Source organism: Scardovia inopinata JCM 12537 (genome assembly GCF_001042695.1).
GTDB classification, from domain to species: Bacteria; Actinomycetota; Actinomycetes; order Actinomycetales; family Bifidobacteriaceae; genus Scardovia; species Scardovia inopinata.
This window is the reverse complement of the sequence record NZ_AP012334.1, coordinates 1,445,360-1,459,831: the sequence shown is the minus strand read 5'-3', so window position 1 is coordinate 1,459,831 and position 14,472 is coordinate 1,445,360. Positions and strand designations below refer to the sequence as shown.

The following is a 14,472-nucleotide window of genomic DNA, read 5'->3' as shown; positions in this document are numbered from 1 at the left end:
AGAGGTGCGGCAGGGGTTGGTCAGGGATAAGTGGAGATATCTGCCCCCTTCGATATAGTAGACAAGTTGCCAAAATCAGGCTGAAACCTGGTGGAAGCAGCGAGCGTAAACACATCTTCTGCTGCAGAAAGTCTGTAGCCTATAGTCCGAAGGAGGTGGGTGATGTCTGCGCATAAATATGAGCTCATGCTGATCGCTGATCCGGAATTGGATGACCGCGCTTTGAAGAAGCTGGTTGATCAGTACATGGAAACAGTCACCAATGAAAAGGGTACTGTAGAGAAGGTCGACATTTGGGGCCGCCGCAAGCTCGCTTACGAGATTAATGGCAAAACTGAAGGCGCTTATGCCGTTGTCGAATACTCCAGTGAACCCGCGACCAGTGCAGAGCTGGATCGTCTTCTTAATCTTAACGAATCCATTGTTCGTACGAAAATCCTTCGTAAGGACGCCAAATAAATTCTGACAATACTCACGAATCAGAAAAATCAGACCATCACCACGATAAATGGACTCTGAATCAGAGTATAATCAGACAGAGTAAGTCACAGTCAAGTAAGTAGGCAGAGCATCATGGCTGGAGAAACACCGGTTACAATAATTGGCAATCTCACTGCTGATCCGGAACTTCGGACGACAGGCAATGGTGGCACAGTGGTGAATTTCACCATTGCTTCCACTCCCCGTACCTATAATCGCAACAGCGGCCAGTGGGAAGACGGCGAAGCTCTCTTCCTGCGCTGCTCCTGCTGGGATTCTCAGTATTCTCCCATGGCTACCAATATTTCCCAGTCCCTATCTAAGGGGATGAGGGTTATTGCTCAGGGGAATCTGACTCAGCGTTCTTACCAGACCCAGTCCGGCGAAAGCCGCACAGTGGTAGAGCTGCGTGTCAATGAGATTGGTCCTGCACTGAGCCGCAATACAGCCCAGGTTCAGCGCAACGCTAACGTTTCCGGGACTGGCTCAGGGGGATACAGCAATAATGGTTCTGCTGCCGGCCGCGGAGGCTATCGCGGTGGAGCCAGCCAGGCAGGGGCATCCCGCGGATTTGGTGGTAACGGGAATGGTGCTGCCGGTGGTCAGAATACCAATGGGCAGAACGGCGGTGGCGGTTATGCCTCACAGGGAACCGATCCCTGGGCTAATTCCTCTGATTCAGGTGCCTTCAATTCGTCTACAGCCTTTGGTTCCAACGCTGACTTCGGTTCTGACGATGAGTTTGCTGATCCTGAGTTTTAATCAGAATTTATTTCATATAGATATACAGATATAAGAATTATCAAAATTTATACAAAAAAGGAAGTGTGCATATGTCACGCAAAAGGCCACAGCCTCCAGTAAAGCCTTTTAAGAAGAAGCCGAATCCGCTGAAGACGGCTAAGATTACAGAAATTGATTATAAGGATGTTGCTTTGCTGCGCAAATTCATTTCTGACCGCGGCAAAATCCGGTCCCGCCGCATCACTGGTGTGACTGTCCAGGAACAGCGTACTATCGCACGTGCGATTAAAAACGCCCGTGAGATGGCCCTCCTTCCTTACAGCTCTACCGGCCGTTCTTCCAAATAACACGAGGCGAGGTACTGATAATGGCAAAGAATGTAAAAGTTATTCTCCGCAAGGAAGTCTCTACTCTGGGTCAGCCTGGCGACACTGTTGAAGTCAAGGCTGGGTATGCCCGTAATTTCCTTATTCCTCAGGGCGAAGCCATGCTGTGGACTGAGCGTGCAGGCAGGCAGATTGAGCAGATGCAGCGTGCCCGCAGGGCTCAGGCTCTGAAGACTCGTGAAGATGCAGTAGCAGCAAAGACTGCTATTGAGGGTACCACCGTGGAAATTGCTGCCCGGGTTTCTGAATCTGGCAAGCTCTTCGGTGGAATCAGTGCCGAGTCCGTGGCCAAGGCCCTGGCAGCTCAGGTTGCTGAGGCTGGATCCGTGGAAGCAAGGAACATCACTGTGGAAGCTATCAAGACTACAGGTACCTACCCTGTGACTGTGAAGCTTCACCCTGAAATTTCTGCTCAGTTTACTGTTAAGGTGGTTGCTGAATAACTACGATCCGCCAGAAGCGATCAATTTGAGGACGGCATAATACCCAGAGGTCCATGGTTCAAATCCATGCCCCGCTACCAATGCCGCGGGTTCGACGCTAAAGAACTCCGCGGCTTTTTCAATATCTTCAGCTTTCCACTGAAGTCTATTGTTCATTTTATGGCTCAGAAATGGGTGGCCGTCAAGAATTCCGATGGTTCTTACACCTTTTACTCCAAGGTTAATACTTCATATGCGCTTGACGTAGATGGGGATAAGACTACAAATTCTACGAATGTTCAGCTATACAGCGCGAACAAGAGCAATGGGCAGAAGTGGGATATCCAGTCCGCAACTTTCGTTGCGCTCCACAAGGATAATTTGGCAGACGGCACGTATACTTTTGCTCGCCCGCAGTTCGCGTCATCTGTGATGGATCTTGAGGCGGGGTCGCATGCGAACGGGGCAAATATCCGCCTCTTTGCGAGGAATAAGTCCGATGCGCAAAAATGGGTTATCACTCATGACAGTGCCGGATATGTCATTATTCGCAATAAAGAGTCTGGCAAGGCCTTAGACGTTGCTGCTGGTATTGCTCAGGATGGTCAGAATATTCAGCAATACACCTATAACTCATCTGATGTTCAGAAATGGGTTGCAGTGAAGAACAGTAACGGTACGTATACATTCTTCTCAAAGTTGAATACACAGTATGCCATTGATGTGGCTGCAGACGCTACTGCAAACTTTACGAATATTGTGCTTTACAAGGCGAATGGCTCTAACGCGCAGCAGTGGAAATTGCAATAGGATAGGTAGGTTATACTACAACTATGAGTGAAATCCAGAAGCCAAAGGTTGCTGTTCTTATTCCGTGCTACAACGAGGAAGTTACTATTGGCAAAGTCGTAGCAGATTTTCAGCAGTCTCTTCCTGATGCTGTGATTTATGTGTATGACAATAACTCCTCGGACCATACTGCTCAAATCGCTGCCTCACTTGGCGCTGTTGTTCGGCATGAACCTCGCCAAGGAAAAGGAAACGTCATTCGTGCAATGTTCAACGAAGTGGACGCGGACGCATACATTATGGTGGATGGAGACGATACTTACCCGGCAGAATCTGCGCCGGAAATGGTGGAGAAGATTCTCGAAGGCTATGACATGGTTATCGGAGACCGTTTAAGCTCCACATATTTTGAGGAAAATAAACGACCATTCCATAATTTTGGCAACTCTTTGGTACGGGATTCTATTAACTTCCTTTTCCAGTCGAACGTGAAGGACATTATGACGGGTTATCGTGCTTTCTCCTTCGCTTTCGTGAAAAGCTATCCAATTCTCTCGAAGGGCTTTGAGTTTGAGACTGAGATGACTATTCACAGTCTCGATAAAAATATGAAACTCTAAGAGATGCCTATTCAGTACCGTGACCGTCCGGAAGGCTCTGTCTCTAAGCTGGATACTGTGGGAGACGGTATTCGAGTTCTCTCAACAATCTTCCGTATGATTCGCGAGTACAAACCGCTGCCATTTTTCAGTACGCTCGGTGGTTTGCTCGGAGTCGTGGGTATTGGGCTGATGATTCCTATCTTCATCAAGTTCTGGCAGACTGGGCAGGTTTTGCAGTTCCCTACACTTTTTGGGTGTTTCTTCTTAATTTTGGCTGGGCTGCTTCTTGGCATTACGGGAATCATTCTGGACATTATTGCTAAGAACGGGCGCAAGGAGTTCATCTCTACCATGAATGTACTGGAATATATACGCAGAAAGTAGCTGTTTAAGAATTTTTGTTGAATTTCATAAAAGGTCTCCTATCTAGGAGATCTTTTTGTGGGTTAATGGCCCATAGGGGTGCAGGCCAGGATCCCTCTCCATATTTTTCTGCATCGCTGTGGTCTACTTCCTGGCCTTCTGGTGGTAAAACACGCAGATACAAACTCGATTTTCCCGATTTTCCACAATTTCCATTTTTGTATCTGCGTGTTTTACTACCAGGGTCCCTGTGGCTTAAAACGGCAAGTCCCAATTTCGGCGGCAGCGAACACTGCAATATATGCTGTGCCGGGAAAGTTGACTGTATTGCGGCATTTCGCCCGCTACTGATAAAACCAGATACTGATAAAACCATAGAAAGGTACTTGTGCTATGCGTGAATACGACCTCATCGTCATAGGGTTTGGCAAAGCAGGTAAAACACTGGCTGCCAGACAGGCTGCAACCGGCAAGAAGGTTGCCCTCATTGAAAAAAGCCCTGCGATGTATGGCGGGACGTGCATCAACATTGCCTGCATCCCGACTAAAACTATGCTTGTTGCTGCCGAGAAGGGGCTGGGGTTTGATGAGGTGATGGCCCAGAAGTCTGCTGTGGTTTCCCGTCTCAATAAGAAGAATTATGCCGCAGTATCCGGTACTGCTGACGTCATTGATGCACGGGCGCGGTTCGTATCCAACAAGGTGGTTGAGGTCTCCGCAGGGGCAGATACAGAGCTGCTCACTGCTGCGGATATCGTCATCGATACTGGCGCTGTCCCTGTGATACCAGATATCCCGGGACTGGCAGGATCCGCGTATGCTTACGATTCCACTGGGATACAGGGCCTCAGCTCACGTCCCGGCAGGCTGGGGATCATCGGCGGAGGGCATATCGGCCTTGAGTTTGCAGGCATTTTCAATAAGCTTGGGACCGATGTAACGGTGTTTGTTAACGGTCCCAGTATCCTCAGGGGGACTGAGCCTGAATTCGCCGATCTCGCATATTCGTATATGAAGGAAGACGGAATCCGCTTTGAACTGGACTCCGCTGTTGCATCTGTGGAAGACTCACGGGGTGCCGCTGTGCTCTCAACCAACAAAGGCGATTTTACGTTTGATGCTGTGCTTTATGCGGTCGGCCGGCGTCCTAATATTGACGGGCTCGGGCTTGAGGCTACAGATATTGAACTGACTGACAGCGGGGCGATCAAAACTGACAGGTTCCTCCAGACAGCTGTTCCCGGGGTGTTTGCCGCTGGGGATGTCAATGGAGGCCCGCAGTTTACGTACATATCCCTTGATGATTTCCGGATAATCAACGCTTATCTCAGCCGGGCAGGGCAGGACGGGCAGACGTACAGCCTTGCTGACCGGAAGAATATCCCCACAGCTACATTTATTACTCCTCCGCTGGCACAGATAGGCCTTACCGAAGCGCAGGCGCAGGGACAGGGGCTTGATTACAGGGCAAAAACGCTTCCTGTTGCATCTATGCCGCGCGCGCACGTCAATAATGATCTCAGGGGAATATTCAAAGTTATTATCAGCAGGGGAGACGGGCGCATCCTCGGCGCAACGCTTTTCGGCAGCCAGGCGCATGAACTTATTAACCTCGTCAAGATGGCGATGGACAACAACATACCGGCAAAGTATCTCGCCAATCAGGTGTTCACCCATCCTACGATGGCTGAGAATTTCAACGATCTTTTTGCGGCCTGATGCAGGAGCTTAGGTAAGTTACACTGTATCCCAGCCGTGCAGCAGGGCATTGAGGCCGGTCTCAAACAGGTGGGAGAAGGACCATCCGGCTGTACCCATGGGTCTCAGCAGATCTGTAAGGGTTTCCTTTTCACGCGGGCCGGCAGCGGCGAGCATCCCGGCAATGCCTTCGTCTATGTCCTTTGCAGCGCCGCCCGCAGGAGGGGCGACTTCAGCGGCAGCAACGCCTCCCACGTACATAGTGACCATATTGATCATTCCGAGTGCGTTGCTCGGCAGGGGGATCCCCAGATCGGCTATCTGTACCAGCAGCCGGGCCGCGGATGCGAACTCGTTCGCTGTACTCATCGGATGTGTCAGGACAAGGATAACTGCGTTAGGATGGCTGTGCAGGATATCCATGAGACAATGGGCATACAGGCTGAAAACTGTTTTCCAGTCCGTGTTCCCGGCAGTAAAGCTCTCCTCTGACAAGGCGGATGTGCATCGGTCGAAAACTTCCTGCCAGATGATTTCTGCAACCCCATCCAGCAGAGCGGCTTTATCCGGGATATGGCGGTAAAAAGCGGCCTGGGAAACACCGAGCCGCTTGCCGAGCGTGCGGAGGGAAAGGGCATCAAAACCTTTCTCATCAACGAGGGTGAGCGCCTCGCGGAGGATGCTTTCACGCGTCAGATGCCCGCGTTTTAAACCGCTGCCCTTTCTTTCCCCTGTATCGCCCATGCCTACGCTCCTATTCCATTTTCCTGGTATCTACCCCCATAATGCATCTTATTATACAGACAGCTACGAGGACGGCAAGGAATATCAGCAGTATCCCGATCTGTCCGCCAACGTCGCCTATTCCCGCCGAATCCAGGCTGACCTTATGGACTGCGTCAAGCGCCCAGTGTGCAGGGGATATTTTTGACACAGGCCGGGCCCAGCCGGGGAACCCTGAGGTCGAGCCGATAGCGCCGCCGATCCCTGCCATCAGCATCCCGACAAGGCTTGCCAGAGCTAGTGCTGTGTTTTCGGACCGGATCCACAGGGACAGCACCACTCCGAATGCGGTAAGGACTGCAGAGAATACAAGTGCCACTATGACAAGCGCTGCTATGCTCCCGTTGGGGCGGTAACCATACAGGAGGCTTCCCGCAGCCAGCACTACAATAAGCTGTACAGCCTGGATCAGATAAATGACTGCCGTTTTCCCCATGATGATATCTGCCGGTGTTGCTGCGGTCGATCGGAGCCGGGGCCATGTCCCCCAGGTGTGTTCATCAAAGAATGACTGGACGATGAACTGCACAGAGAGGAAAGAGAACAGGACCGCCATCCCGGGGACTACCTGTTCCGCGCCTGTTGCCGAGGCATACCCCTCTGAAATAAGCAGGGTTTTGAAAGAAGGTATCATGAACGGTGTAAGTATCAGCGGTATTATAGTCATTAGGATTGTAGGTGTGGGATCGCGCAGCTGGATCAGCAGGTTGAGCCTGGCTATAGCCATAAAACGTTTGATTTTCATTATTTCTCCTTTATTTCTTCGTCTGCAGTTTTTTCTGTACCGACGATATTCAGATACACGCTTTCCAGTGAAGGGCGGACTATACGGATGTCGCTGACTGCGGAATCGTCCACCTGAGGGTCTGCGAGCAGCCTGGCGATGGCGCGCCCGGGATCCTCTGCCGGCCCTTCCAATGACAAATGCCCTTCTTCTTCGCGCCATCCGTTGACATTAGGCAGAGTGCCGGAAGCGAAGGAAACGTGTATCGAAGAATCCGAATGCCTGCTGATGAGGTCGGGGATAGTGCCTGAAGCAGCTATCGTACCTTCATTGAGGATGGCGATAGTAGCGTTGAGCTTTTCAAATTCGGTCAGGTAATGCGACGTGTACACGACAGCCGTACCTTCATCTGCAAGGGAGCGGACCATGTGCAATATCCTGTTGCGCGCTTCGACATCAGCGCCTACTGTAGGCTCGTCAAGGAAGGCAACGCGGGGATGGTGCATTAATGCCATACCTGTGTGCAGCCGCCGTTTCTGGCCGCCGGACAGGTCCCCCGCGCTTTGCTTCGTCTGGTTTTCCAGCCCCAGCGCCTCGATGATCTCATGGGCCCGCTGCACTGATTTTGCGGCGGATATCCCCTGTATCCGGCCTATGCTGGTGAGGTTCTGTTCAACAGAAAGATGGGGATAAACGGCGATGTCCTGCGGGGCGTAGCCGATATACCGTCCGATACTCCTGCGGGAAGGGTCTTTGCCGCAGATGCGGACCTGCCCCGAGTTGGGGCGGAGCATCCCGCACATAATGGTGATCAGCGTGGATTTGCCGGCGCCGTTTTTCCCCAGCAGGCCGAGTATCTGTCCGGGGCGGACTTTCAGGTCCACGCCGCGCAGGACCTTTGTGCTCCCGTATGACTTCTGTGCGTCTGTAAGGCTTATGGCTTCGTCCGATGGATCTGTATCCATGTGTTTGGCCTCCAATCGATGTTTACAGTGTTAACTTATGCAGTTAACGATGTTAACATCGATAGTCCCGATACAGATGCTGCCGGCGTGTCGTGCTCTATTTCTTAGGGGGAGGGGGGACTGCGGCTTACTCAAATACAGCAGGAATAATGACTATATAGCAGCGCAACAATGCCTGAGCCGATGATTATTGGCATGCCCAACTCGCCATAGTGGCAAAAATCGCAAGTGCGATGTATAATGTTTTTCCGTTGCCCCTCTAGCTCAACGGCAGAGCAGCGTCCTTTTAAGTCGTGGGTTCAGGGTTCGAATCCCTGGGGAGCACTTCGGTAAGCTATGCGGAAGCCCTGGAAACATTAATGTTTTTAGGGTTTTTCTTTCCCTGATTATGTAGTGCCCGCGTTTTTGGCTTATAGGCATGGGTGTGTTGCTGGCTGGTTAGTAGGTTTCGTGCCAGGGTGTGCCGTGATGGAATTCTGTGTAGGCTAGTGCGTCTCCCCATCCCGGGATGGTTGCTTTCCATTGTTGGTATTCGTTGATGTGCCGGTAAAGCTGCGTGATGTCGGTGTCTGTGGGCATGGTGGGTAAGTATTCTTTAGGGTTTTGGGTTGCTGTGGAATGTGTGTAACAGTACCAGAAAATTGTTTTGATTTGCCGGTCAAGTTTCATTCCTCTATGCGCGCCTAGCAGGGCTCTTAACTGGGTGTTGACACCGCCTTCTATCTGGTTATTTGTTACGATGACGTGATTCTTATACGTGTAGTAATACTTGTCATGCAGGTTGGTGAATAACTGGTTTTGTTGAATGAGCGTGTTGATGCTCCTGGCTGCTTTGGCAAGACACGCGTGCGTGTCTTGCCAGCGGGTATCGATGAGAGTTTTCTCATCGAGCCAGTCATGCCATGTCTCATACCATAGGGCATACATGTGTACCCATTGCCGTGCATGGTCAAGAGTTTTTACTTTCAATAGGCTTGTTCCTATACGAAGGAGTTGTTTACCGGGTAGTAGACGCGGGTGCAGAGTTGTTGCTGTGCGTATGGTCATGTATATGTGGAACAGGCAGCGTTGAATTTTCGTGTTAGGCCACGTGTTTTTACAGGCTTTTCTAAAACCACTTCCTCCATCAGAAACGGCTATCGTGGGAGCTGCTATCCGTGATAGGAGTGCTGTGTATGCGGCTGTGGTCTCGCTTCTAGCCACGTACCAGCCAATAATATGCGTGGTCGTGCACGCGATTAATACCACGATTTTACGAGTGATGTCAATACCGTCAATGAATACAATATCGTAGGATTCATTGACTAAGGGTGGCAGCGGCCAATACTGCCAGAAACGGCGTGTTTTTTCTCTGAGAGTTCTTCCTGCTATCGTGTAGTCGTTTTGGCTATGCGTGTGGGTGACATAGTCCAGGAATAAGGCAAAATCTTTGAATGTTGAATCATACTCGTGTGTGAAACTCGTTTTACAGTTTTTGCAGTAATAGCGTTGTTTACCGCTACTGGTTGTCCCGTTCTTTTTAATATTCGTACTCTGGCAAGTAACACAGACTATGGTTTTCATACCACCTAGCATGCATGGTTTTTAAACAGGGTTACACCCCGCGCAATCGCGAGGGGTACACGTGTTTCTAGCAACACTCTCATGCCTATACGTAAAAAAGAACAAGAAATTTAAAACACAGTCAACCCCAATAAACACAAGGAATAAAAACTAAAACAGCAACACACCCATGCCTATACGCCCGAATGCGTACCTGAACAGGCCGCAACAAAAAAGATAGCTGTGAGAAATGGTTTTAGATATCCTTCCGGGCCTTTCTTAAAGTAATTCAAAGGGATATAATAGCCGTCTTTCATGGGGTCGTGCTTGAATATAGACGTGAAACGACTTCTTGAGCAGATCATTAAATTTGGAATTGTAGGCGTCATCGCCTTTATCATCGACTTTGGCCTCTACACTCTTTTGGTGCATCTGCACTGGAACGCAGTTTTGGCAGGGGCTCTGTCATTCTGCATCTCACTGATTTTTAATTATCTGGCCAGTATGCGTTTTGTTTTTGTTCATCGGCCAGATATGGCCCGATGGATGGAATTCCTAATTTTCCTGGTGTCATCTGTTATTGGACTGGGAATTAACGAACTTATCATTTGGCTGGGTACTGAGGTTATTCTTACTCCTTCTGCTGGTCAGAACAATCACACCACCTATACGATTTATGCCATTGGCAGTAAGCTGGTAGCAACAGTTATTGTGATGGTTTGGAATTTTATTATTCGCAAGTGGCTCTTAGATGCTCCCAAAGAGGGGGAACCAATCAAGGAGAATTCAGTTGCCCATAGGATTGGATCCTGGTCTCTCAAACATGGTCCTCAAGGTAGGAGCGGCTCAGGCCAGGGCAGAGGAAGAGGGCCGTTCTGAGTCCCTGTCCAGCCTACAGAATTCGCAGACAGACTGATTGGCAAGTCGCATCGCTGAGAGTGATTATAATTATGTCTGTATGCCTGATAGGTTTGATACAAAGGAGTTAATATGCCAGTAATCCATACACATGTCAGTGTTCACACAAGTGCTGAGGAGCGCGAGGCTTTGAAAGTCGCTTACGGCAAGGCAATCTCCATTCTTCCTGGCAAATCGGAAGGGTGGCTGATGTGCCCCTTCGAGGATAATATGCCTATCTACTTTGCTGGTGATGATGACAAGCCGGCAGCCTATGTGGAAGTCAATGTTTTTGGCCGTTCTCCGGTGGCATCTCAGACCTGGGAAAAACTGGGGCAGGCAATAATGCAGGCGATTCACAATACTCTGGGAATCGAGGAAGATCGTATGTATATACGGTATACGGCGACTCCCGATTGGGGTTGGAACGGCGGGAATTTTTAGACTACATCAGCCGCCAGCAGCAAGTACACAATGATTATAATGATTGGTCGTATTAGGCAGATTTTATGGCTTACACAACTATTCATCTGGTCCGTCACGGGCAAGTAGATAATCCCCAACATCTTTTGTATGAAAGACTGCCCGGTTTCCACCTGTCCAGCCGTGGGCGCCGCATGGCAGCAGCGACAGCGGAATATATTGCTGCCGATCCCCAGATGAAGAAAGCCGTTGCCTTGTATTCATCTCCCTTGGAGAGAACCCAGGAAACTGCTCAGGTTATTCAGTCTGCGCTCAACAACCGGCGAGAATCGGATAATTCCCTGGAAATTCTGACAGATCAACGGATTATTGAGGCAGGGAATAATTTTCGGGGCAGGCGAATTGGCTACGGGGAAGGTGCTCTCTGGCGAAATGGCAACTGGCGGCTGGTCTTGAATCTATGGAAGCCCAGCTGGGGTGAAAGTTACCGATCCATCGCCTGTCGCGTAGGTGCTTTTGTCTATGAGAAGGTAGACCAGTACCCGGGCCAGCAGGTTATTGCAGTGACTCATGAGTCTCCCATTTGGACCTTCCGTCACTTGCTGGAAACCGGCAGAGCTGAGCACAACATGCTCTTGCACCATACTGCATTGGCCTCAGTCACTTCTCTGACTTTTGAGACCGGAACTCATAAGCTGATGAATATTAATTATGTTGATCCTGCTGCTGAAGTTAAATAAATCTGATAAGTCAAGTAAGTCTGATAAGTCTAATTAAATCTGGTAAGGTTGCCGGTCTATAAAGCAAAATTATGCAGAAACTGATAGGGAACTGATAGTAGATAAATCGAGGAAATAATAATGGATAATAATGAAAATACAACGAATTATGCGAATAACACCAATAATGATAATAAATCCGCCACAGATTTGCCAGCTGAAGACCTGACAAACAAAGACCTGACAAACAAGGACCCGCAGGAAGTTATCCGTGACTTAAGCCAGGATCCTGCCCTTAAAGCCGCCGCAGACAGCGGCAGAAAACTGATCGATCTGTGGCCTTTGACTGACAGTATTCAGCTGGATAATGATGTGAAATATAATGAAACCCTGCGGGTTCGCCAAACTCGTGAGTTTGCCCGGCTTCTGGTCAAGAACTTCGATGTTACCAGCGCGGATGCGGATTATGTTTATGAAGGGGCTGAGACTATTCCTGGCCGCCCTCAGGAAATCGTCGATGCCCTTATGCTGGCTAATGATGTTTATGATGACGTGGCTGATTTCAGCCAGGAGAAGGACCCGGCTGTTTTTGGGAAAGTAATTGAGCGTATGGGAGGGTTGTACATCAGGAAAAATAAGGAGGATTTTGAAGCTTTAACTAAAGACTGTGACCGCCTCATGGAATCTGTGGCTAAAGACAAGTCCGGATCCTCTGATCTTGCCCTGCGCCTTGCCGTCAGTCTGTATGCCTATACCCGGATTCGTCAGTGTGTTGCCAGCTTCTCGGCTGATAATAGTGCCCGAATAGTGTCGGTTCTTTATCTGAACGAGTTTCATGAGCGCTGGTCTTTGCCCCGTCTTTTTGTTCGGTATGAATATTTGATGATTCCTTTTATGCATTCTCAGGATTCCTGGAATGCTTTGAGCCAGGCTGCTGAGGCTGAGTGGAATAAGCATGCTGAGGATGTGCTTTGGAATCCTGCTGAGGCTAAACGATTGGCCAAGGAAGAAGATGAGAAGAAGAGCAAGGCAGCTTTGGCAAAGAAATTTGAGCATGTCACGGATGATCCAAATAAACCCCATGTGGAGCTTTAGCATTGAGAATAACTCATTCATTTGCAAAATCTGGCTTCACGCCGATCGGCCTGCACACAGAAACTTCACCTGCGCGCAGAACTTTAGCCTGCGCGTAGGTGATCTCTCTGCCGGCTATCTTTAATCTATGCTGTCTTCCTCTGCCGGTCCGAGCATAAGTCTTTCCGCTAGGGAAACCAAGGCCATAACCAAGCCGGTCAGGATAATAATAACAACTGTGGCAGCAAAAACCATAGGGGTTTGGAAGGAATTATAAGCGGCCTGCATCCAGACTCCTATTCCATTCCGGGCTCCAATATATTCGGCTGTAGCGGCTGTAGCAAAAATGTAGGTGGCTGAAATCCGAATTCCGCTGAAAATCTGTCTGGCTGCCACTCTTATGTGTACATGCCAGAGCTCCCAGGGTGAAGTTGCTCCGCAGGTCAGGGCCACGTCCCTAAAGTAGCGAGGAACAGCTATCAGCCCCCGGCAGGTCTGGATGGCAATGGGAAAGAGGCTGAAAACAGCTACCAGAACGATTTTTCCCAGGGATCCATAGCCGAACCAGATAACAAAGAGAGGGGCAATGGTAATAATAGGTAAAGTTTGTGCCCCAACCAGCAGGGGGTAGAAGGAAGCATAAAATGTATGGGACACGTACAGGCCTACGCCAAGAAGAATTCCTGCTCCAATGGCAAGTATAAATCCTATGAAGGCTTCACAGGAAGTGGTATAGGCGGCAGTCAGGAGAGAGGATCTGTTGACTACCATTGCTTGCCAGATTCCCCAGGGGGAAGAGATGATCCGGGCAGAAGTGTGGCTGACGGATACCAGAATTTGCCAGACCAAGAGAAGGAGAAGCAGAGTTATAAGAGAAGGCAGGGCAGCAGCCAGATGATTCTTTTTGTTTTTTGTGGCTGATAATTTTCCTGGGGACTGCAGATTCGATCTCATTGGCGGGCAGCAGGTGGATAAGGATAGCTAGGTGATGGGTAAGCAGGATACGCTACTTGATGGGCCGATGCAGTAGGATATGCTGCTTGCTGCGGCCCCCACGGGGAGGCTGGAGGCTGGCTGGCCGCAGATTGTGGTGTAGGCGGTGCGGATGGCAAAGCCATAAAAACGAAATATGCTATGGAAAGAAGAAGGGAAAGAGTGCAGACAATAAGTAGTATGGGTAGGACGTGGTGGATTAGGTAAGGGACAATTTCCTGTTGGAGTAACTGTGAGATCCTAGTTTTATTGTTGAAATATTCTTCCTGTGAATTCGGAAAATATTCGCCATACTTATTCCAAAGATCAGCGATGGAAGCAAATATAGTCCCCACAATGATCGCTCTTACTATAACTTTAAGCAGACAATAACCAGCCATCCACCAACTGCTATGGTTGCTGTCGTGGAGGCGCCTGCATGAAATTGAGATCATGGGAACTAGACTGGCGAGACTGTAGGCACTACTAAAAATACCACTGATCATAACCCCTACAGTTACCTGAGCATTCGTGTTCGCTCCGAAGACCTGCATACATAAGAGGGGGAAAAGAGCGACGGCCAGGCCTGCTAGATAATTGAAAAGATATGCATACCAGAACTCGGACCGGGAAGCTCTGCCTGAAAAAACTGCATACTGGGTAAAGAGCCGTTTAGCTGCATAAAAGAAGGGGATTGATTTCCAGGCCTGGCCTTTCGGTGGTTCCTGAGGAATATCATCATTCTTCTGGCTGTTCTCCCGATTCCTGGAGTTTGGGAGAGGCGAACCCTGGACTGGGTAAGCCGCTGCCGGGTAGCCTGGTGATGGGTACGGGGCTGAATAACCAGTCATCGTGTATGTTTGGTTCTGGTATGTCATGGTGATGCGTC

The 14,472-nt window shown here is 49.6% G+C and carries 16 protein-coding genes, 1 tRNA gene and 1 pseudogene; 12 read left to right on the top strand and 6 right to left on the bottom strand.

The genetic code is table 11. From position 1 onward, the window contains the following. Nucleotides 1–162: 162 nt before the first annotated feature. The 7 genes and pseudogenes from rpsF to SCIP_RS05960 all read left to right on the top strand — a co-directional run bounded on the left by rpsF (nt 163) and on the right by SCIP_RS05960 (nt 5,505). Nucleotides 163–459 (top strand): 30S ribosomal protein S6, encoded by a 297-nt coding sequence (gene rpsF / locus SCIP_RS05990; protein WP_006293615.1) that lies wholly within the window; start codon nt 163–165, stop codon nt 457–459. A 114-nt stretch (nt 460–573) separates the two neighbouring features. Continuing rightward, nucleotides 574–1,242 (top strand): single-stranded DNA-binding protein, encoded by a 669-nt coding sequence (locus SCIP_RS05985; protein ID WP_006293616.1) that lies wholly within the window; start codon nt 574–576, stop codon nt 1,240–1,242. A 71-nt stretch (nt 1,243–1,313) separates the two neighbouring features. Then, complete coding sequence (rpsR, locus tag SCIP_RS05980; RefSeq protein WP_006293617.1) at nt 1,314–1,571, top strand: 30S ribosomal protein S18; 258 nt, start codon at nt 1,314–1,316, stop codon at nt 1,569–1,571. A 20-nt stretch (nt 1,572–1,591) separates the two neighbouring features. Then, entirely contained in the window at nt 1,592–2,053 is a 462-nt protein-coding gene (gene rplI, locus SCIP_RS05975) for a 50S ribosomal protein L9 (RefSeq protein WP_006293618.1), read from the top strand. A 159-nt stretch (nt 2,054–2,212) separates the two neighbouring features. Beyond that, complete coding sequence (locus SCIP_RS05970; protein WP_171821039.1) at nt 2,213–2,842, top strand: RICIN domain-containing protein; 630 nt, start codon at nt 2,213–2,215, stop codon at nt 2,840–2,842. 23 nt (nt 2,843–2,865) lie between these two features. Next, a pseudogene (locus tag SCIP_RS05965) lies at nt 2,866–3,807 on the top strand (glycosyltransferase family 2 protein). Between the two features lie 372 nt (nt 3,808–4,179). Beyond that, the gene (locus SCIP_RS05960; RefSeq protein ID WP_006293621.1) at nt 4,180–5,505 is read left to right on the top strand and encodes an FAD-containing oxidoreductase; all 1,326 of its coding nucleotides are present in this window, start codon (nt 4,180–4,182) and stop codon (nt 5,503–5,505) included. Nucleotides 5,506–5,523: 18 nt separating this feature from the next. On the opposite strand, the gene SCIP_RS05955 is transcribed toward SCIP_RS05960, so the two are convergent. Genes SCIP_RS05955 through SCIP_RS05945 form a run of 3 tightly spaced genes read right to left on the bottom strand, consistent with a single transcriptional unit; the run spans nt 5,524 to nt 7,956 of the window. Continuing rightward, a complete protein-coding gene (locus SCIP_RS05955; protein ID WP_006293622.1) occupies nt 5,524–6,228 on the bottom strand; it encodes a TetR/AcrR family transcriptional regulator in 705 nt (234 codons plus the stop codon). A 10-nt stretch (nt 6,229–6,238) separates the two neighbouring features. Next, nucleotides 6,239–7,012 (bottom strand): ABC transporter permease, encoded by a 774-nt coding sequence (locus SCIP_RS05950; RefSeq protein ID WP_006293623.1) that lies wholly within the window; start codon nt 7,010–7,012, stop codon nt 6,239–6,241. Beyond that, entirely contained in the window at nt 7,012–7,956 is a 945-nt protein-coding gene (locus SCIP_RS05945) for an ABC transporter ATP-binding protein (RefSeq protein WP_006293624.1), read from the bottom strand. The genes SCIP_RS05950 and SCIP_RS05945 overlap by 1 nt, the downstream gene beginning before the upstream one ends. A 253-nt stretch (nt 7,957–8,209) precedes the next feature. Here SCIP_RS05945 and SCIP_RS05940 point away from each other — a divergent pair. Beyond that, a tRNA-Lys gene (locus SCIP_RS05940) sits at nt 8,210–8,280 on the top strand. 114 nt (nt 8,281–8,394) lie between these two features. Here the strand turns inward: SCIP_RS05940 and SCIP_RS05935 are convergent. Then, nucleotides 8,395–9,519, bottom strand: a complete 1,125-nt coding sequence (locus tag SCIP_RS05935; protein ID WP_040591296.1) for an IS256-like element ISSin1 family transposase — start codon at nt 9,517–9,519, stop codon at nt 8,395–8,397. 318 nt (nt 9,520–9,837) lie between these two features. On the opposite strand from SCIP_RS05935, the gene SCIP_RS05930 reads away from it, so the two are divergent. The 4 genes from SCIP_RS05930 (at nt 9,838) to SCIP_RS05915 (ending at nt 12,632) form a co-directional block, all read left to right on the top strand. Further along, the gene (locus tag SCIP_RS05930; RefSeq protein ID WP_171821038.1) at nt 9,838–10,377 is read left to right on the top strand and encodes a GtrA family protein; all 540 of its coding nucleotides are present in this window, start codon (nt 9,838–9,840) and stop codon (nt 10,375–10,377) included. 111 nt (nt 10,378–10,488) lie between these two features. Next, nucleotides 10,489–10,839 carry a tautomerase family protein gene (locus SCIP_RS05925; RefSeq protein WP_006293627.1) on the top strand — a complete coding sequence of 117 codons (351 nt, stop codon included), beginning with the start codon at nt 10,489–10,491 and terminating at the stop codon, nt 10,837–10,839. A gap of 65 nt (nt 10,840–10,904) precedes the next feature. After that, a complete protein-coding gene (locus SCIP_RS05920) occupies nt 10,905–11,558 on the top strand; it encodes a histidine phosphatase family protein (protein WP_006293628.1) in 654 nt (217 codons plus the stop codon). A gap of 120 nt (nt 11,559–11,678) precedes the next feature. Further along, complete coding sequence (locus SCIP_RS05915; RefSeq protein WP_006293629.1) at nt 11,679–12,632, top strand: hypothetical protein; 954 nt, start codon at nt 11,679–11,681, stop codon at nt 12,630–12,632. Between the two features lie 120 nt (nt 12,633–12,752). Here SCIP_RS05915 and SCIP_RS05910 read toward each other — a convergent pair whose 3' ends face one another. Together SCIP_RS05910 and SCIP_RS07560 are read right to left on the bottom strand one after the other, a co-directional pair. After that, complete coding sequence (locus SCIP_RS05910; RefSeq protein WP_040591298.1) at nt 12,753–13,565, bottom strand: ABC transporter permease; 813 nt, start codon at nt 13,563–13,565, stop codon at nt 12,753–12,755. Further along, nucleotides 13,562–14,461 (bottom strand): DUF805 domain-containing protein, encoded by a 900-nt coding sequence (locus tag SCIP_RS07560; protein ID WP_006293631.1) that lies wholly within the window; start codon nt 14,459–14,461, stop codon nt 13,562–13,564. Before SCIP_RS07560 ends, SCIP_RS05910 begins: the two co-directional genes overlap by 4 nt. Nucleotides 14,462–14,472: the final 11 nt, after the last annotated feature.